Here is a 16,038-nt window from a genome sequence, read left to right as displayed (position 1 = left end):
GGGAGAGTTTTATGTTGGCTGCCATTGCGATTTTTGTGTTCACGATTGTGCTGGTCATCTGGCAGCCCCGGGGGCTCGGGGTGGGCTGGAGCGCCTCGCTGGGGGCGCTGCTGGCCCTGATTTTTGGTGTGGTGCAACCGGGCGATGTCCCGGTTGTGTGGTCGATCATCTGGAATGCCACAGGCACCTTCGTGGCGTTGATCATCATCAGCCTGTTGCTCGATGAAGCCGGGTTCTTTGCCTGGGCGGCCTTGCATGTGGCGCGGTGGGGTAGAGGCCGCGGTAAACGTTTATTCGCCTATATGGTGTTGCTGGGTGCCCTGGTGTCGGCGCTGTTTGCCAACGACGGCGCGGCGTTGATTCTTACCCCTATCGTGGTCGCCATGTTGCTGGCGCTGCGTTTTTCGCCGGCGGCAACCCTGGCTTTTGTGATGGGGGCAGGCTTTATTGCCGACACCGCAAGCTTGCCGCTGGTGGTGTCGAACCTGGTCAATATCGTCTCGGCGGATTACTTCAACATCGGCTTCAACCAGTACGCCGCGGTGATGGTGCCGGTCAACCTGGTGAGCGTGGCGGCCACGCTGGGCATGTTGTTGTGGTTTTTCCGGCGCGACATTCCCGCCGATTACGACCCTGCGCAGCTTGATGACCCGGCCAGTGCCATCAATGACAAAGCCACTTTCGTGGCGGGCTGGTGGGTGCTGGGGATTTTGTTGGCGGGCTGTTTCGCTCTGGAACCGCTGGGGATTCCCATCAGCGCCATCTCGGCCTTGTGCGCGGCGTTGTTGCTGGGCATCGCGGCGTGGGGGCACAAAATCTCCACCCGCAAGGTACTCAAGGAGGCGCCGTGGCAGATCGTGATTTTCTCCCTGGGCATGTACCTGGTGGTCTACGGCCTGCGTAACGCCGGGCTCACCGATTACCTGGCCGGCTGGCTCGACGGCTTTGCCCGCTACGGTGTGTGGGGCGCGACCCTGGGTACTGGCCTGTTGACGGCGTTGCTGTCATCAATCATGAACAACCTGCCCACCGTGCTGATCGCAGCCCTGTCCATTGACGCCAGCAGCGCTACCGGGGTGATCAAGGAGGCCATGATCTACGCCAACGTGATCGGTAGCGACCTTGGGCCAAAAATCACCCCGATCGGCAGTCTGGCCACTCTCCTGTGGCTGCACGTACTGGCGCGCAAAGGGATACGCATTACCTGGGGTTACTATTTCAAGGTCGGGATCGTGCTGACGTTACCGGTGCTGTTGATCACGTTGGCGGCGTTGGCCGTGCGGTTGGGAGGGTAGGTGATGAAAGTTCTGTTTATGTGTACGGCCAATAGCTGCCGAAGCATTTTGTCCGAGGCGATGTTCAACCATTTGGCACCGCCAGGCTTTGAGGCTGTCAGTTCCGGCAGCTTTCCCAAAGGCCGGGTGCTGCCGCGCAGCCTGAGCACCCTGCAAGACGCCGGGATAGCCACGGCGGGTTTGTACAGTAAAGGCAACGAGGCCTTCGAAGGAGCGCCCCCCGACATCGTAATTACGGTGTGTGACAAGGTGGCCGGTGAGGCCTGCCCGGTGTATTTCGGCCCCGCAGTCAAAGCCCATTGGGGGCTTGCCGACCCTTCCGAGGTTGTGGCTGACGAAGCCGGGATTGATCAGGCATTTCGAGCCACCCTGGCGCAGATTGAGAGGCGCTGCCGGACTTTTTTCGAGCTACCGTTTGAATCCCTTTCGGTGCCTGGGCTCAGGCTTGAGCTTGAGCGAATTTCCACGTTGTAACAGGAGACTTTGATGAGCGAACAGATGCCTAACCTCAACCTCGGACTGCTCGATCAGCCCGGTGCGGAGCAGCAACCGCATCCGCCGCGCATTTTGCTGCTGTACGGCTCGACGCGGGAGCGCTCGTTCAGCCGTTTGCTGGTTGAAGAGGCTGCACGCTTGCTGCGTCACTTGGGTGCCGAGACCCGGATCTTCAATCCGTCCGGGTTGCCGCTGCCCGATGATGCCCCCCGCGACCATCCCAAGGTCCAGGAGCTGCTGGAGTTGATGCAATGGTCAGAAGGGCAGGTGTGGTGCTCACCCGAGCGTCACGGCGCCATGTCTGCCGTGTTCAAGGCACAAATTGACTGGGTGCCGCTGGCGCTGGGGGCGGTGCGTCCCACGCAAGGCAAGACCCTGGCGGTGATGCAGGTCTCGGGTGGCTCGCAGTCGTTCAATACCGTCAGCCAGTTGCGTAATTTGGGGCGCTGGATGCGCATGTTCACCATCCCCAACCAGTCCTCGGTGCCCAAGGCCTACATGGAATTTGACGATCAGGACCGGATGAAGCCCTCGGCGCTCTACGACCGCGTGGTAGATGTGATGGAAGAACTGGTCAAATTCACCTTGCTCCTGCGCGACCGTCCGGACCTGGTAGATCGCTATTCGGAACGCAAGGAAACGGCTGAAGAGTTGTCTGACCGGGTTAACCAGCGGGCGATCTAAAGGGTCTCAACCCCCTGTAGGAGCGAGCTTGCTCGCGAGCTCTATCCGGCTCTCAGGAAGAGCTCGCGAGCAAGCTCGCTCCTACAGGGGGTATTGTATGGATCCGGGCACATCGATTGCCAATGCCCCCGTTTGTAACCATTGCAGGGCAATCGGCCATAAGCTGTCATGGAATCGGTTATGAAAAAACGCGAAATGGCCGATCTCTGTTACACCGATATCTTCCGGGCTGATGCGTAAATGTGTGCGGGAGCTGGCGCTGAAATGGCTCAGCAAGCGCTCGATGGCCGCCACGGTGCCGAACGGATCGTCGCTAAGGCTGATGGCGAGGGTTTTGGCCTTTACCGAAGCAAAGGGCAGGGCCCCGAGGTGGCGGGCGCTGGGGAGTTGCTCAAAGCGCGTGCCGAACGTCACCCAGTCCTTGACCACGCCTGCCGGGGTGTCTTCTAGCCAGCCCAGGCGCTTGCCCGGGAAGTAGCCGCAGAGCCCGGTGAGCAAAGGCATGACGGCGTGCCACTTGGTAACCATCTGCCAGCGCTGTGCGGGCGCATAGTCACGCCAGCAGGCAAATTGCGCCCCTACGGTCACTACACGGCGAATAACCGCCCCGGACGCTGCCAGGCCTGCTGCACAGCCGCCAAAGCTGTGTCCGACCACATCGATCGGCTGCCCCGGGTATTGGCGCTGTGCGCGCTTGAGGAGCGCTTCAAAGTCCAGTGATCCCCAGTCCGACCATGAGGCCTTGAAGCCGCGCAGTGATCCTGTGCGCGAGGCGCCGATGCCGCGGTAGTCAAACAGCATCACGTCCATGCCATGGCTGAACAGATACTCGGCAAAGCGCGTGTAGTAGCAGCAGCGCACCGAGGTGGCGGCATTGATGATGACTACGGCGCGCGAGGCGTGCGGCGTGTGCTGGCGCCATTCAAGACCGCCCAGCAAGTAACCGTCAGCAGCAGCCTCGGTGAACGCCCGGCTGACAGGTCGGGGCAGGGCAGCTGTCAGTGGCTGCTCCGGGTGTTGCGTTCTTGCAACAGGCGTGAAGCTTCGACGTAGGCTTTGTGAAATGCCGGGGTTTCGATCCAGGCCACGGCGCTGTCTTCATCGTCGCCATGGATGGCAATCCGGTACTCGATCAGCAGGCCCATCAGGAAGTCGGTCGCGGGCTCTTCTTCCTCTTCGGAGATCACCAGCTCCAGCACCGGGTATTGCAGGAACACCGTGCACATGGTTTGCAGGTTGATGGCTTCGGCGGCCTTCATCACCTGGAACAGATCGTCGTAATCGGCCGGGTCAAAGCCGTTGTCGAGGATGTCCTGGAAGTTGAAGGTGCTGAGGTCGATTTTTACGTCATCGAACGGATTGTCGATCAGGGTCGCAGCCGAAGCCTTGGCCGGTTTGCCGATGCGGTTCTGTTTGGCTTTGGATTTGGCCCGCTGCGCGTGTTTTTGCTGTTTCTTTGGCGTTGCCATGAACGTGTGTCCTTTGCAGGCTGAGGAGAGGATTGAACCCCATCTCTTTGCAATCGCCAAGAGAGGTGGCGCCACCGGGTATAAATCGCGCCCAACAAAAAACCCGCACTAGGCGGGTTTCTTGTTTGCTTTGAGGTGGTGCGAACACCACATCAATGCTGAATGTGGTGCCCAGAGACGGAATCGAACCGCCGACACGGGGATTTTCAATCCCCTGCTCTACCGACTGAGCTATCTGGGCAACGGGGCGCATTAGAAGCCTTTTTCGGTTATCCGTCAAACACTTTTTTGAAAAATATTTAACTATTACCGTCGCTTACGGGCCAAACCCAATAAAACCGGGGGTTATTCGGTTGGCGGAACATAGCCTTCAGCTTGTGCGTATTCCTCTCCGCTGAAGAACTTATCCATTTCGCCCTGCAAATATTTTCGGTCTTCGGCGTTCATCATGTTCAAACGCTTCTCGTTGATGAGCAGCGTTTGGTGTTTTTGCCAGTCTGCCCATGCTTTGGCCGAGACGTGATCAAAAATGTCCTGACCTTTGGCGCCCGGGAACGGAGCGCGCTCAAGGGCGGGCAATTCTTCTTTGTACTTGCGGCAGATGATGGTGCGGGTCATGACGACTCTCCTGGATTCAATAGCTCGGCTGCGCGTTTGAGCAGCTTCTTGACCGGGGCAGCAAGGCCCAGGCGCGGCGGGGTGGCGAGGTTATACCAGAGCCAGTCAGCCTCGGCCATGTGATGGCCGGACTCTTCGACGTGGACCAGCCAGGGTTCGATGGCCAGCTGGAAATGGCTAAACGTGTGGGTCAGGCCGGGCAGTTCGTGTTGCTGGCCCAGCTTCAGGGCGTGCTGCAATGCCAGATGCTCGATGTCTTTGAGGTCATCCAGCTCGGGCAGGCTCCAGAGCCCGCCCCACAGGCCGGTAGACGGGCGACGGTAAAGCAGGATCGCGCCCTCGGCGTTCGCCAGCATCGGCATCAGGGTACGTTTTTGCGGGATGGTCTTGCGCGGCTTGGGGATCGGGTAGCGTGTCTCCAGGCCCAGCAAGTGCGCTTGGCAGCCGCTTTCAAGCGGGCACAGCAGGCAACTGGGCTTGCTGCGGGTGCAAAGCGTGGCGCCCATGTCCATCATCGCCTGGGTATAGGCGTTGACCCGGTCCCGGGGCGTCAGGCGTTCTGCGGTGGCCCACAGCTGTTTGGCGACCTTGGGCTCGCCGGGGTACCCCTCTTGCGCCGTATAGCGCGCCAGCACCCGCTTGACGTTACCGTCGAGGATCGGGGCGCGCAGGCCCATGCTCAAGCTGGCGATCGCACCTGCAGTGGACAGGCCAATGCCGGGCAGTTCCACCAGTTTTTCGACATCCCGCGGAAATTCACCACCATATTCAGCGACGACGATTTTTGCGGTCTTCTGCAAGTTGCGCGCGCGGGTGTAGTAGCCCAGCCCGGTCCACAGGTGCAGCACTTCGTCTTCGGGGGCGGCGGCCAGGGCTTGGACTGTTGGCAGCGAGGCCATAAACCGGTCGAAGTAGTTGAGCACGGTGCTGACCTGGGTCTGCTGCAACATGATTTCCGAGACCCATACCCGGTATGGGGTGATGCCCTGTTGCCAGGGCAAATCGTGGCGGCCGTGGCGGTCATACCAGTCCAGTACCGCCACAGAAAATTGCTCGTCTTTCATCGGCTAAACAGCCCCTTGAGGGCATTTTTGAGTTCCGGGCTGACCTTGTCACCGAGTTTCTCTTCAAGCTTCTCGCTGATTTTATTGCCCGCCACTTTGGCAGCGACTTTGCCCAGCCCTTCCTTGTCCAGGCGGCAGGCCTTGGCGCCCAGCTCCAGCGGACCGCGACAGCGCAATGGCAGCTCGATACCGACGAAGTTTTTGCCGACCTGGCACGCCGGGTCCGGCATGGCGCGGGTGTCGCCTTCAATGATGATGCCGATGCGGTAATCCATGCCCAGTACGCGCAGGTCGATGTCGCCATCGCCTTTTACGCTCATGCCGGGAATGCGCACGATCATGTCCGGGTTGCTGGCCACGCCATTACGGAACACCAGGCTGCCCTTGAGCTCCTTGAACGGAGTGTCTTTGCCCGGTGGTGTGCCGCTCAGGGTTTTGCGGTTAAGCACAGAGATGCCTTTGCACAGCTGTTGTTCAAGGTTGGCGTTCAGCAGCACGCCGTCGTTGAGCACAAAGTTTGCCGTGCCGTTAAGGCTTTGAATCAGCGCGCTCTGGCTGTTGCCGCTGCCTGTGACATTGCTGTTGAGGGTCAGCAGGCCGGTTACAGGCGGTTTTTGCCCCTGGCTCTGGAGGATTTTTTCGACCGGCACGTTGTTGATCCGGGTTTGCAGGTTGGCCAGTGGCAGCATGGGCCGTACATCGAGGCTGCCGTTGGCGGCAAACGTGCCTTTGTAGAGGTTGCCGCTGAGGTTTTGCAGGGTCAGCAGGCCGTCTTTGCTGCTGACCTTGAGCGCTGCATTCTGGATCGGCAGCCGGGTCAGGGTGAGTTGGCCAAAACTGAGGTCGGCCTCCAGGTCCAGCGCCTTGAGGCGAGTCACGGGAATGATCTTGGTCGTGCTCCAGCCGCTCTTGGTCGGTGCCTCTGGCAATGGCGTATCGCCTGATGCTGCCAATGCGCCTGCTTCGCTGCCTTGAACTTCGGTTTTGCGCGCGGCTGCAGCGCTGTTGGCTGCGGCCGATTTAGGCGGCAGGTAGCGATCGGCGTCGAACGTGTCGCCTTTGAGCTGCACACGCAGGGCTTGTCTGGCGAAGTCGTCAATGGCGATACGGCCGGTAAAGGTGCTGTCATCGACTTTCAGATTGAGTTCGTCGAAGGCCAGGCTGGTGGGGCTGCCGGACAGGCGGCTGACCAGTTCGACTTTGCTCAGGCTGCCCGGTGCCATCTGGGGCAGGGTGTGGCCGATGCTGTCGAGGAAGGTGGCCAGATTGAGCTGGGCAATCGACAGGCCGCCGCTGATCTGTGGCGTGCTGTCCAGGTTGCTGGCCTTGAGTTCACCCAGGGCGCGCAGCTGGTTGGCTGATACCTTCAGGCCGCTCCATTCGGCGACGTTGGCTGCAAGATCTACCAGTATCTGCCCTTGAACTGCGTAGGTCATGGTTTTGCCCTGCAGCGGTTCGCCAGAGGCCTCGCCTACCATTTTCATGTCTTCAAACTGATAGCGCTTGAGTACGCGGTCAAAGCGCAGCTTGCCGTCGACTTCGGTTTTGACCCGCATCACTGGCTTGTTGGTGCCCAGGAACGCAGTCAGTTTGACCGGGGTGCTGGTCGCTTCGTGAATCGGGCCGGTGCTCAGCTGGATGCTTTCGGCGCTGAACTGCTGGCCGTTCCGCTCGTCGTTGTACTCAACCCGCGCGTTATTCACGGTCAGGCTGTCGATGTCCAGCTTGAGTGGCTGGCTGACGCTGTCCGGCTTGTTTGCGGTTTCGGTGCTGGCGCTGCCGGCATCGGTACTGGCGGTGGCAGGTGCCGGTTGGCCGATGTCCTGCCAATTGCCGTGGCCGTCCTTGTCGCGGGTCAGGCGCAGGTTCAGGCCTTCGACCCGTACATCGCTCATCTGCACTTCTTTGCGCAGCAGGGGCAGTACGCGTACTGACAGGCCCAGCATTTGCAGATCGGCAAAGGGCTGGTTCGGTGCCGCCAGGGTTGCGACGCTGGCGTCGTGCAGTTCCAGTCCGAGCCAGGGGAAGAGGCTCCAGCCAATGTCGCCATTGAGCGTGAGCTCAATGTGGGCTTTGTCGCGGGCTATCTGGCGGATCTCGTCTTTATAGTCGTTGGGATCGAACAGATGGCTCAGAGCAAAGCCCAGAGCCACGATGATCAGCAACAATCCGAGAAGCACCAGACCCAGGATTTTGCCGAACGCTTTCATGGGCGAGTCCTTGTAAGTCTGAGTGAAGGGAAATTTTAAAGTTGGTCGCAGAGTATAGCGTCACGGGCAGGCCGACTGTGGGGTGGATAGTGGCGGATCAGTCTGGCTATCAAACACCGAATCAGCGTGGGCATTTTCCTGTGTTCAAGTGGTAATCTTCGGCAGTTTTTCGGGCCTTCTGCGGCGCTTTGTCGCGCCTCGAAATAAATCCTACAAAAATGACTCGTGCCGCAAGGTGCCAAAGTCGGGGGTTTAGCGTGCCCGGGGATCACTTCATCCATGGGGGAAACAACAATGAATAACAGCACCGCTGCGGGCAGTCTTGCCTCACAGCCCGGGTTCTTGTCAAAGGAGCGCATCATCGCCAGGCCCGGTTTCAACCGCTGGCTGGTTCCGCCGGCCGCACTGGCCATTCACTTGTGTATTGGCATGGCCTACGGTTTTTCCGTGTTCTGGCTGCCTCTGTCCAAAGCCCTGGGCGTCACCGCGCCAGTGGCTTGTGCGCCGGACATGAGCTTCATCGCGCAGGTGTTCTCGTCGCAATGTGACTGGCCGATATCCATGCTCGGCTGGATCTACACCCTGTTTTTCATCTTCCTCGGTTGCTCGGCAGCCGTGTGGGGCGGCTGGCTTGAGCATGCCGGGCCGCGCAAGGCCGGTGTGGTCTCGGCACTGTGCTGGTGTGGTGGCCTGCTGGTTTCAGCATTGGGCATTTATACCCACCAGATCTGGCTGATGTGGTTGGGTTCGGGGGTGATTGGCGGTATAGGCCTGGGCCTGGGCTATATATCGCCGGTCTCGACGTTGATCAAGTGGTTCCCGGACAAGCGCGGCATGGCGACCGGTATGGCGATCATGGGCTTCGGCGGTGGCGCCATGGTGGGTGCGCCGCTGGCAGCTGCGTTGATGGGCCATTTCGCCGGCCCCGATGGCGTGGGCGTGTGGCAGAGCTTTGTGGTGATGGCGGCGATTTACTTCGTGTTCATGATTGGTGGCGCGTTGTCGTATCGCGTTCCGCCTACCGGCTGGAAGCCTGAGGGCTGGACCCCGCCGGCGAAGAAAGCCGCCAATGCGATGATTACCCAGCGCCATGTACACGTGAGCGTTGCCTGGAAAACCCCGCAGTTTGCGCTGGTGTGGCTGGTGTTGTGCCTGAACGTGTCGGCCGGTATCGGCATTCTGGGGATGGCCTCACCGCTGTTGCAGGAAGTGTTCGCGGGCAAATTGCTGGGCAATGACCTGACATTCAGCCAGCTGGATGCGGCGCAGTTGGCCCAAATCGCGGCGATTGCGGCCGGTTTTACCGGTCTGCTGAGCCTGTTCAACATTGGCGGGCGTTTTTTCTGGGCGTCGTTCTCCGACTACCTGGGGCGTAAAAACACCTACTTCGTGTTCTTCGCCCTGGGTTTTGCGTTGTACGCGATGATTCCGAACTTGGGTCATTTGGGCAACGTGTCGCTGTTTGTGGCTGCGTTCTGCATCATCCTGTCGATGTACGGCGGCGGCTTTGCCACGGTTCCGGCTTACCTGGCGGATCTGTTCGGTACGCAAATGGTGGGTGCGATTCATGGTCGACTGCTGACTGCCTGGGCGGCCGCGGGTGTGCTTGGGCCGGTGCTGGTCAACTATCTGCGTGAGTATCAGCTCAGCATCGGGGTCGAGCGTGCGGCGGCCTATGACATCACCTTGTATATCCTGGCCGGCCTGCTGGTGCTGGGCTTTATCTGCAACTTGCTGGTACGCCCGGTGGATGACAAGTACTTCATGACTGACGCGCAACTGGCGGCTGAACAGGCGCTGGGTCACGACAAAGGCGCCGATGCCAGCACCTCGCTGGAATGGAAAGCGGCCTCCGGCAGTCTGCCCCTGGTCATCGCAGCCTGGCTGGCAGTGGGCATTCCGCTGCTGTGGGGTGTGTGGGTGACAGTGCAGAAGACGGCAGTGTTGTTTCATTAATACCGATGCCTGACCCGCAGGAGCGAGCGTGCTGGCGAGCTTTTAAAGGGCTCGCGAGCACGCTCGCTCCTACCGAATGACTCAGTCCGTCAGTCATATCCCCTTCCATGTTTCTGTTTGCCTGACCCGTGCCTATAATGGCCACCTTTTTCGCCCAATGATTTTGCGGAGCTGGTGATGGCCGAACGTAAGGCGTCAGTCGAGCGCGATACTCTGGAAACCCAGATTAAAGCCTCGATCAACTTGGATGGTACCGGTAAGGCCCGATTTGATATCGGCGTTCCTTTTCTTGAGCACATGCTCGACCAGATCGCCCGACACGGGCTGATCGACCTGGACATCGAGTGCAAAGGCGACCTGCATATCGACGATCACCATACCGTCGAGGATGTTGGCATTACCCTGGGTAAAGCCTTCAGCCAGGCAGTCGGCGATAAAAAAGGCATGACCCGTTACGGTCACGCCTACGTGCCGCTGGACGAAGCGCTGTCGCGCGTCGTCATCGACTTTTCGGGCCGTCCGGGCCTGCAAATGCATGTGCCGTATACCCGCGCCACCGTGGGCGGCTTCGACGTCGATCTGTTTCAGGAGTTCTTCCAGGGCTTCGTGAACCACGCCAATGTCAGCCTGCACATCGACAACCTGCGCGGCACCAACACCCACCACCAGATCGAAACCGTGTTCAAGGCATTCGGCCGCGCGCTGCGCATGGCCGTTGCGCTGGACGAGCGTATGGCAGGGCAAATGCCATCGACCAAGGGCGTGCTCTGATGCAGACAGTGGCGGTTATCGATTACGGCATGGGTAACTTGCACTCGGTGGCCAAGGCGCTGGAGCACGTTGGCGCCGGGCAGGTAGTGATTACCAGCGATGCCAATGTGATTCGCGAAGCTGACCGCGTGGTGTTCCCCGGTGTGGGCGCCATTCGCGATTGCATGGCCGAGATCCGTCGTCTGGGGTTTGATTCGCTGGTGCGTGAAGTCAGTCAGGACCGTCCTTTTCTCGGGATTTGCGTCGGCATGCAAGCCATGCTCGATAGCAGTGAAGAGAACGGTGGCGTTGATTGCATCGGCCTGTTCCCCGGTCAGGTGAAATTTTTCGGCAAGGATCTGCACGAAGACGGCGAGCACCTCAAGGTGCCGCACATGGGCTGGAACGAGGTGCAGCAAAGGGTCGATCACCCTATGTGGCATGGCATTCCCGATATGGCGCGCTTCTATTTTGTCCACAGCTACTACATTGCGGCGGGTAATCCTCGCCAGGTGGTCGGTGGCGGGCACTATGGCGTCGACTTTGCAGCCGCGCTGGCTGACGGTTCGCGTTTTGCGGTGCAGTTCCATCCAGAGAAGAGCCATACCCACGGCTTGCAACTGCTGGAAAACTTCATGGCCTGGGACGGGCGCTGGTAATGGCGCCTCGTAAGAAGCCGCCGATTCTCACGCTCACCCCCGAGCAAGAGAACGAAGCCAACAGCAAGATCAAACGCTTTATGCAAGACCGCTTCGAACTGGACCTGGGTTCATTCGAAGCGGCTGAAATCCTTGAGCTGTTCACCCGCGAAATCGCGCCGCATTACTACAATCGCGCGATTTTCGATGTGCAGACGCACCTCAAAGAGAGGTTCGAGAGCATCGAAAGCGACCTGTGGGCGCTCGAAAAGAACTGACTTGCGAGTCACTGACTCCCGAATTTGAAGGTTTGCCAGATGCTGATTATCCCCGCTATCGATCTTAAAGACGGTGCCTGTGTACGTCTGCGCCAGGGCCGTATGGAAGACTCCACCGTGTTCTCCGATGACCCGGTGAGCATGGCCGCCAAATGGGTAGAGGGCGGTTGCCGCCGCCTGCACCTGGTTGACCTGAACGGCGCCTTCGAAGGCATGCCGGTCAATGGCGAGGTGGTGACTGCCATCGCCAGGCGTTACCCGCAGTTGCCGATCCAGATCGGTGGCGGCATCCGTTCGCTGGAAACCATCGAGCATTACGTCAAGGCTGGCGTCAGCTACGTGATTCTGGGCACCAAAGCGGTGAAGAACCCTGAGTTCGTGGCTGAAGCCTGCCGCGCCTTCCCCGGCAAAATCATTGTCGGCATGGACGCCAAGGACGGCTTCGTCGCAACTGACGGCTGGGCTGAAGTGAGCACCATTCAGGTGATCGACCTGGCCAAGCGTTTTGAGGCTGACGGCGTATCGGCCATCGTTTATACCGACATTGCCAAAGACGGCATGATGCAGGGCTGCAACGTGAGCTACACCGCGGCACTGGCAGCAGCCACCAGCATTCCTGTGATCGCTTCGGGCGGCATCCACAATCTGGGCGATATCAAAGCCCTGATGGACGCCAAAGCGCCCGGTATCGTCGGCGCCATCACCGGCCGTGCGATTTACGAAGGCACCCTGGATGTAGCTGAGGCGCAAGCCTTCTGCGACGCCTACAAGGCCTGAGGAGAACGGCATGGCGCTGGCCAAACGCATCATCCCTTGCCTGGACGTGGATAACGGCCGGGTCGTCAAGGGCGTCAAGTTCGAGAACATTCGCGATGCCGGTGACCCGGTGGAAATTGCCCGTCGCTATGACGAGCAGGGTGCCGACGAGATTACGTTTCTCGACATCACCGCCAGCGTCGATGGCCGCGACACCACGTTGCATACCGTCGAGCGCATGGCCAGCCAGGTGTTCATCCCGCTGACCGTGGGCGGTGGCGTGCGCTGCATCCAGGACATTCGCAACTTGCTCAATGCCGGTGCCGACAAGGTCTCGATCAATACGGCAGCGGTGTTTAACCCGGAGTTTGTGGGTGAGGCGGCGCAGCATTTTGGTTCGCAGTGCATCGTGGTGGCGATTGATGCGAAGAAGGTTTCATTGCCGGGCGAAACCCCGCGCTGGGAAATCTTCACCCACGGCGGGCGCAAGCCGACCGGGCTCGATGCAGTCGAGTGGGCAATGAAGATGGAAGGTCTGGGTGCCGGTGAGATCCTGCTGACCAGCATGGATCAGGACGGCATGAAAAGCGGCTTCGACCTGGGCGTGACCCGTGCCATCAGCGATGCGCTGGGCATCCCGGTGATCGCTTCGGGCGGTGTCGGCAACCTGCAGCATCTGGCTGACGGCATCCTCGAAGGCCACGCCAGCGCGGTACTGGCGGCGAGTATTTTCCACTTCGGCGAATACACCGTGCCAGAGGCCAAGGCCTACATGGCCGAGCGCGGGATTGTGGTGCGCTAAGCCCAAAGGCTACTGGACAGCATGGCGGGCCCACGGCACTCTTGGGCACGCCATGGATTTAGGTCGTCTGTCATGTTTAAACGTTTTTTACTCGTTCTCGCCAGTTCTGCCCTGTGCCTGACGAGTACTGTTTTTGCAGCTGATACTTCGCGTTACTCGCTGGTGCTGCTGACTGAAAACTTCCCGCCTTACAACATGGCGAAGAACGGTAAAAATTTCGCTCAAAACCAGAACCTGGAAGGCATTGCCGTCGATGTCCTGCGCGAAACCTTCAAGCGTGCAGATATCGGTTACAGCATGACCCTGCGCTTTCCCTGGGAGCGTATCTATCACCTTGCCCTGGATAACCCCGGTTATGGCGTATTCGTCACGGCCCGGATTCCCGAGCGCGAAGCCTTGTTCAAATGGGTCGGCCCCATCGGCCCGGATGACTGGGTGTTGTTGGCGCGGGCCAATAGCCCGATAACCCTGACCTCCCTTGAGCAGGCCCGCCAATACAAAGTGGGCGCCTATAAGGGCGATGCGATCGCCTTGGCCCTGGAAGAGAAAGGAATGGCGCCGGTCATTGTGCTGCGCGATCAGGACAACGCCAGAAAGCTGCTGGCCGGTCAGATTGACCTCTGGGCCACCGGCGACCCGGCCGGGCGCTTTTTAGCGCGTCAGGTAGGGATTTCAGGGTTCAAGACCGTGCTGCGCTTCAATCAGGCCGAACTTTTTCTGGCGTTGAACAAAGAGGTGCCGGATGAGGTGGTCGCCAGGTTACAGAAGGCGCTGGATCAGTTACGGGCCGAAGGTGTGGTTGACAAGATCCGCGCCAAATACCTCTGAACCTGACCTGACCTATCTGTAGGAGCGAGCTCTTCAAGGTAAAGCTCGCTCCTACAAGGGTCGGATTATCAGGGGGGTAGCCCGGTAGACCCCGTCCTTGCCGTGTCCGGACATGGCCTTGTTACTGCGCACGCCGATCATTTGCCTGATATCGATCCACTCAATGCCCTGGGTCTTGAGCTTGGGCAGTTCGCGTTCCAGCACGGCGAGGGTCTGGGGATACGGATGACCGATCATCACTGCCGACCCTTGTTTGCGCGCCAGTTTGATCGCCGTTTGCAGTTGATTGGCAATCGCTTCCTCCGTACGCACATCATCCAGAAACACATCCCGCGACACGCTGGCCAGGCCGATCTTCTGTGCGTGGGCCGCTGCGACCGTCTGGGCGCTGGTTCGGCTGTCGACGAAGAATTTGTGCCGCTGCTGCAGGTTCTCCATCAGCCAGGCCATGGCCTGCGGCTGTGAGGTCATGCGGCTGCCCATGTGGTTGTTGATGCCACTGGTATAGGGCACGGCCTTGAAGGCGGCGTCGAGACGCTTTGCCAGCTCGTCGAGGGGCAAGTCGGGGTGCCAGGCAAACGGGCCGGTGGCCGGGTCCATGGGCATATGCAGGATGACGATCTTGCCGGCCTTGTAGGCTTCGCGGGCGAATTCGGCGGCGTGCGGGGTGTCGGGCATCACGGCGGTGGTGACCGGGCCGGGCAAGGCCAGCACGCGGCGGTCGCGTGGCAGGTTTTGCCCAAGGTCATCAATGATCAGGCTCAGGTAAGCCTTGTGCGGTGTTGTGGTGGGACTGGCCGGCGCCGCATGGGCGGCACCGGTCAGGCAGCAGAGCAGGGCAAGTGCCGACGAAAAACGCATCTCAGTTGCCGCGCGTAATGCTCAGGCCTTTGAGCAGGCTCAGGGCCTGGCTCAGCTGGAAGTCGTCGTCCTGCGGCATGGGTTTGGCTTTGGGGCCGGAGCCGGTGGGCTTGTCTGCCCCGCCATTGCCGTTGCCGAGGTGACCTTGCAGGTCGGCCTCTTTGTAGTACTCGGTGTCTTGCTCGCGGGTGATCTTGGCGCGGCTGACTTCGATGTCCGGCACGATGCCCTGGGCCTGGATTGAACGGCCGTTGGGGGTGAAGTACAGCGCAGTGGTGATCTTCAGTGCGCGGTCATTGTTCAGCGGCAGTACGGTTTGCACCGAGCCTTTACCAAAGCTGGTGGTACCCATCACCACGCCGCGTTTCTGGTCTTGCAAGGCGCCGGCGACGATTTCTGATGCCGAGGCGCTGCCGCCGTTGATCAACACCACCAGCGGAACGCCCTCGCTCAGGTCTTTGCCGGTCGCGGAGAAGCGCAGCTCGGAGTTGGCGATGCGGCCTTTGGTGTAAACAATCAGGCCTTTGGTGATGAAGTGATCCACCACTTCAACGGCTGATTGCAGGACGCCGCCCGGGTTGTTGCGCAGGTCGAGAATGATGCCCTTGAGTTTTTTGTTGCCGTTTTCACGACGCAGTTTGGACAGCGCGGCGGCAACTTCTTCGCCGGTCTTGACCTGGAACTGGGTAATGCGGATATAGCCGTAGCCGTCTTCAAGCAGCTGGCTCTTGACGCTTTTGACCTGAATGTTGGCGCGGGTCAGGGTTACGTCGAAAGGCGTGCCGCCGTTGCGTACCAGGGTCAGGGTGATTTTTTGACCGATCTTGCCGCGCATCAGGTCGACCGCCTCGGTCATGCTCAGGCCGCGGGTGGGCTGACCATTGATCTTGACGATAAAGTCGCCCGCCTGAATCCCGGCCTTGCTTGCCGGGGTGTCGTCGATCGGCGAGACGATTTTGATATTGCCGTCTTCGGCGCCGACTTCGATGCCCAGCCCGCCAAATTCGCCGCTGGTGCTCTCTTGCAGCTCGGCAAAATCTTCAGGGCCCAGATACGCGGAGTGCGGATCAAGGTTGCTGAGCATGCCCTTGATGGCGTTTTCGAGCAGGGTCTTGTCATCTACAGGTTCAACATACGCAGCCTTGATCCGGTCCATGACCTCGGCGAATGTGCGCAGCTCGTCCAGCGGCAGTGGCGCCTTGGCGCTGTTTGCCGGTGCCGGATGAGCGACGGGTTCGGCAGCAAATGCCAGAGGCGAGCCGATCACCAGAGCGATCATCAGGGCCAGCGAGTTGAGGCGGGACAAATGCGGCATGTTGAACAAACTCCTACGT

At 59.9% G+C, this 16,038-nt stretch carries 17 protein-coding genes and 1 tRNA gene; 10 read left to right on the top strand and 8 right to left on the bottom strand.

Annotated elements, in window-relative coordinates:
• Window positions 1-11 precede the first annotated feature (11 nt).
• From AOC04_RS19135 to arsH, 3 genes are read left to right on the top strand one after another with little or no spacing between them, the layout of a single operon-like run.
• On the top strand, window positions 12-1,295 hold the full coding sequence (locus AOC04_RS19135; RefSeq protein ID WP_060696125.1) for an arsenic transporter: 1,284 nt from the start codon (window positions 12-14) through the stop codon (window positions 1,293-1,295).
• A gap of 3 nt (window positions 1,296-1,298) precedes the next feature.
• A complete protein-coding gene (locus AOC04_RS19130) occupies window positions 1,299-1,769 on the top strand; it encodes an arsenate reductase ArsC (protein WP_060696124.1) in 471 nt (156 codons plus the stop codon).
• A gap of 12 nt (window positions 1,770-1,781) precedes the next feature.
• Window positions 1,782-2,474, top strand: coding sequence for an arsenical resistance protein ArsH (arsH, locus tag AOC04_RS19125; protein ID WP_060696122.1), 693 nt, complete (start codon window positions 1,782-1,784; stop codon window positions 2,472-2,474).
• An 81-nt stretch (window positions 2,475-2,555) separates the two neighbouring features.
• Here arsH and AOC04_RS19120 read toward each other — a convergent pair whose 3' ends face one another.
• The 6 genes from AOC04_RS19120 to AOC04_RS19095 all read right to left on the bottom strand — a co-directional run bounded on the left by AOC04_RS19120 (window position 2,556) and on the right by AOC04_RS19095 (window position 7,835).
• Window positions 2,556-3,413, bottom strand: a complete 858-nt coding sequence (locus tag AOC04_RS19120) for an alpha/beta hydrolase family protein (protein WP_060696121.1) — start codon at window positions 3,411-3,413, stop codon at window positions 2,556-2,558.
• A gap of 59 nt (window positions 3,414-3,472) precedes the next feature.
• A complete protein-coding gene (locus AOC04_RS19115; protein WP_060696119.1) occupies window positions 3,473-3,943 on the bottom strand; it encodes a hypothetical protein in 471 nt (156 codons plus the stop codon).
• 165 nt (window positions 3,944-4,108) lie between these two features.
• Window positions 4,109-4,184 (bottom strand) — tRNA-Phe (locus AOC04_RS19110).
• Window positions 4,185-4,288: 104 nt separating this feature from the next.
• A complete protein-coding gene (locus AOC04_RS19105) occupies window positions 4,289-4,561 on the bottom strand; it encodes an oxidative damage protection protein (RefSeq protein ID WP_003438557.1) in 273 nt (90 codons plus the stop codon).
• On the bottom strand, window positions 4,558-5,625 hold the full coding sequence (gene mutY / locus AOC04_RS19100) for an A/G-specific adenine glycosylase (RefSeq protein ID WP_060696117.1): 1,068 nt from the start codon (window positions 5,623-5,625) through the stop codon (window positions 4,558-4,560). The genes AOC04_RS19105 and mutY overlap by 4 nt, the downstream gene beginning before the upstream one ends.
• Window positions 5,622-7,835, bottom strand: coding sequence for an AsmA family protein (locus AOC04_RS19095; RefSeq protein ID WP_060696115.1), 2,214 nt, complete (start codon window positions 7,833-7,835; stop codon window positions 5,622-5,624). The genes mutY and AOC04_RS19095 overlap by 4 nt, the downstream gene beginning before the upstream one ends.
• Window positions 7,836-8,129: 294 nt before the next feature.
• Between AOC04_RS19095 and AOC04_RS19090 the strand changes: the two genes are divergently transcribed.
• The 7 genes from AOC04_RS19090 to AOC04_RS19060 all read left to right on the top strand — a co-directional run bounded on the left by AOC04_RS19090 (window position 8,130) and on the right by AOC04_RS19060 (window position 13,843).
• A complete protein-coding gene (locus AOC04_RS19090; protein WP_060696113.1) occupies window positions 8,130-9,791 on the top strand; it encodes an OFA family MFS transporter in 1,662 nt (553 codons plus the stop codon).
• Between the two features lie 177 nt (window positions 9,792-9,968).
• On the top strand, window positions 9,969-10,562 hold the full coding sequence (gene hisB, locus AOC04_RS19085) for an imidazoleglycerol-phosphate dehydratase HisB (RefSeq protein ID WP_003438561.1): 594 nt from the start codon (window positions 9,969-9,971) through the stop codon (window positions 10,560-10,562).
• The gene (hisH, locus tag AOC04_RS19080; RefSeq protein WP_060696111.1) at window positions 10,562-11,200 is read left to right on the top strand and encodes an imidazole glycerol phosphate synthase subunit HisH; all 639 of its coding nucleotides are present in this window, start codon (window positions 10,562-10,564) and stop codon (window positions 11,198-11,200) included. Before hisB ends, hisH begins: the two co-directional genes overlap by 1 nt.
• Window positions 11,200-11,457, top strand: a complete 258-nt coding sequence (locus tag AOC04_RS19075) for a DUF2164 domain-containing protein (protein WP_003438564.1) — start codon at window positions 11,200-11,202, stop codon at window positions 11,455-11,457. The genes hisH and AOC04_RS19075 overlap by 1 nt, the downstream gene beginning before the upstream one ends.
• A 39-nt stretch (window positions 11,458-11,496) precedes the next feature.
• The gene (gene hisA, locus AOC04_RS19070; RefSeq protein ID WP_003438566.1) at window positions 11,497-12,234 is read left to right on the top strand and encodes a 1-(5-phosphoribosyl)-5-[(5-phosphoribosylamino)methylideneamino]imidazole-4-carboxamide isomerase; all 738 of its coding nucleotides are present in this window, start codon (window positions 11,497-11,499) and stop codon (window positions 12,232-12,234) included.
• Between the two features lie 10 nt (window positions 12,235-12,244).
• The gene (gene hisF / locus AOC04_RS19065; protein ID WP_003438568.1) at window positions 12,245-13,015 is read left to right on the top strand and encodes an imidazole glycerol phosphate synthase subunit HisF; all 771 of its coding nucleotides are present in this window, start codon (window positions 12,245-12,247) and stop codon (window positions 13,013-13,015) included.
• Window positions 13,016-13,087: 72 nt separating this feature from the next.
• Complete coding sequence (locus AOC04_RS19060; RefSeq protein ID WP_060696109.1) at window positions 13,088-13,843, top strand: substrate-binding periplasmic protein; 756 nt, start codon at window positions 13,088-13,090, stop codon at window positions 13,841-13,843.
• A 51-nt stretch (window positions 13,844-13,894) separates the two neighbouring features.
• Here AOC04_RS19060 and AOC04_RS19055 read toward each other — a convergent pair whose 3' ends face one another.
• Window positions 13,895-14,704: a divergent polysaccharide deacetylase family protein gene (locus tag AOC04_RS19055; protein WP_060696107.1), complete on the bottom strand. Its 810-nt coding sequence runs from the start codon at window positions 14,702-14,704 to the stop codon at window positions 13,895-13,897.
• A gap of 1 nt (window position 14,705) precedes the next feature.
• Window positions 14,706-16,019 carry a S41 family peptidase gene (locus tag AOC04_RS19050; protein ID WP_060696105.1) on the bottom strand — a complete coding sequence of 438 codons (1,314 nt, stop codon included), beginning with the start codon at window positions 16,017-16,019 and terminating at the stop codon, window positions 14,706-14,708.
• Window positions 16,020-16,038 lie beyond the last annotated feature (19 nt).

This window comes from Pseudomonas versuta, assembly GCF_001294575.1.
Lineage (GTDB): Bacteria > Pseudomonadota > Gammaproteobacteria > Pseudomonadales > Pseudomonadaceae > Aquipseudomonas > Aquipseudomonas versuta.
The sequence above is the reverse complement of the archived record's forward strand: the minus strand, read 5'-3'. Positions and strand labels throughout refer to the sequence as shown.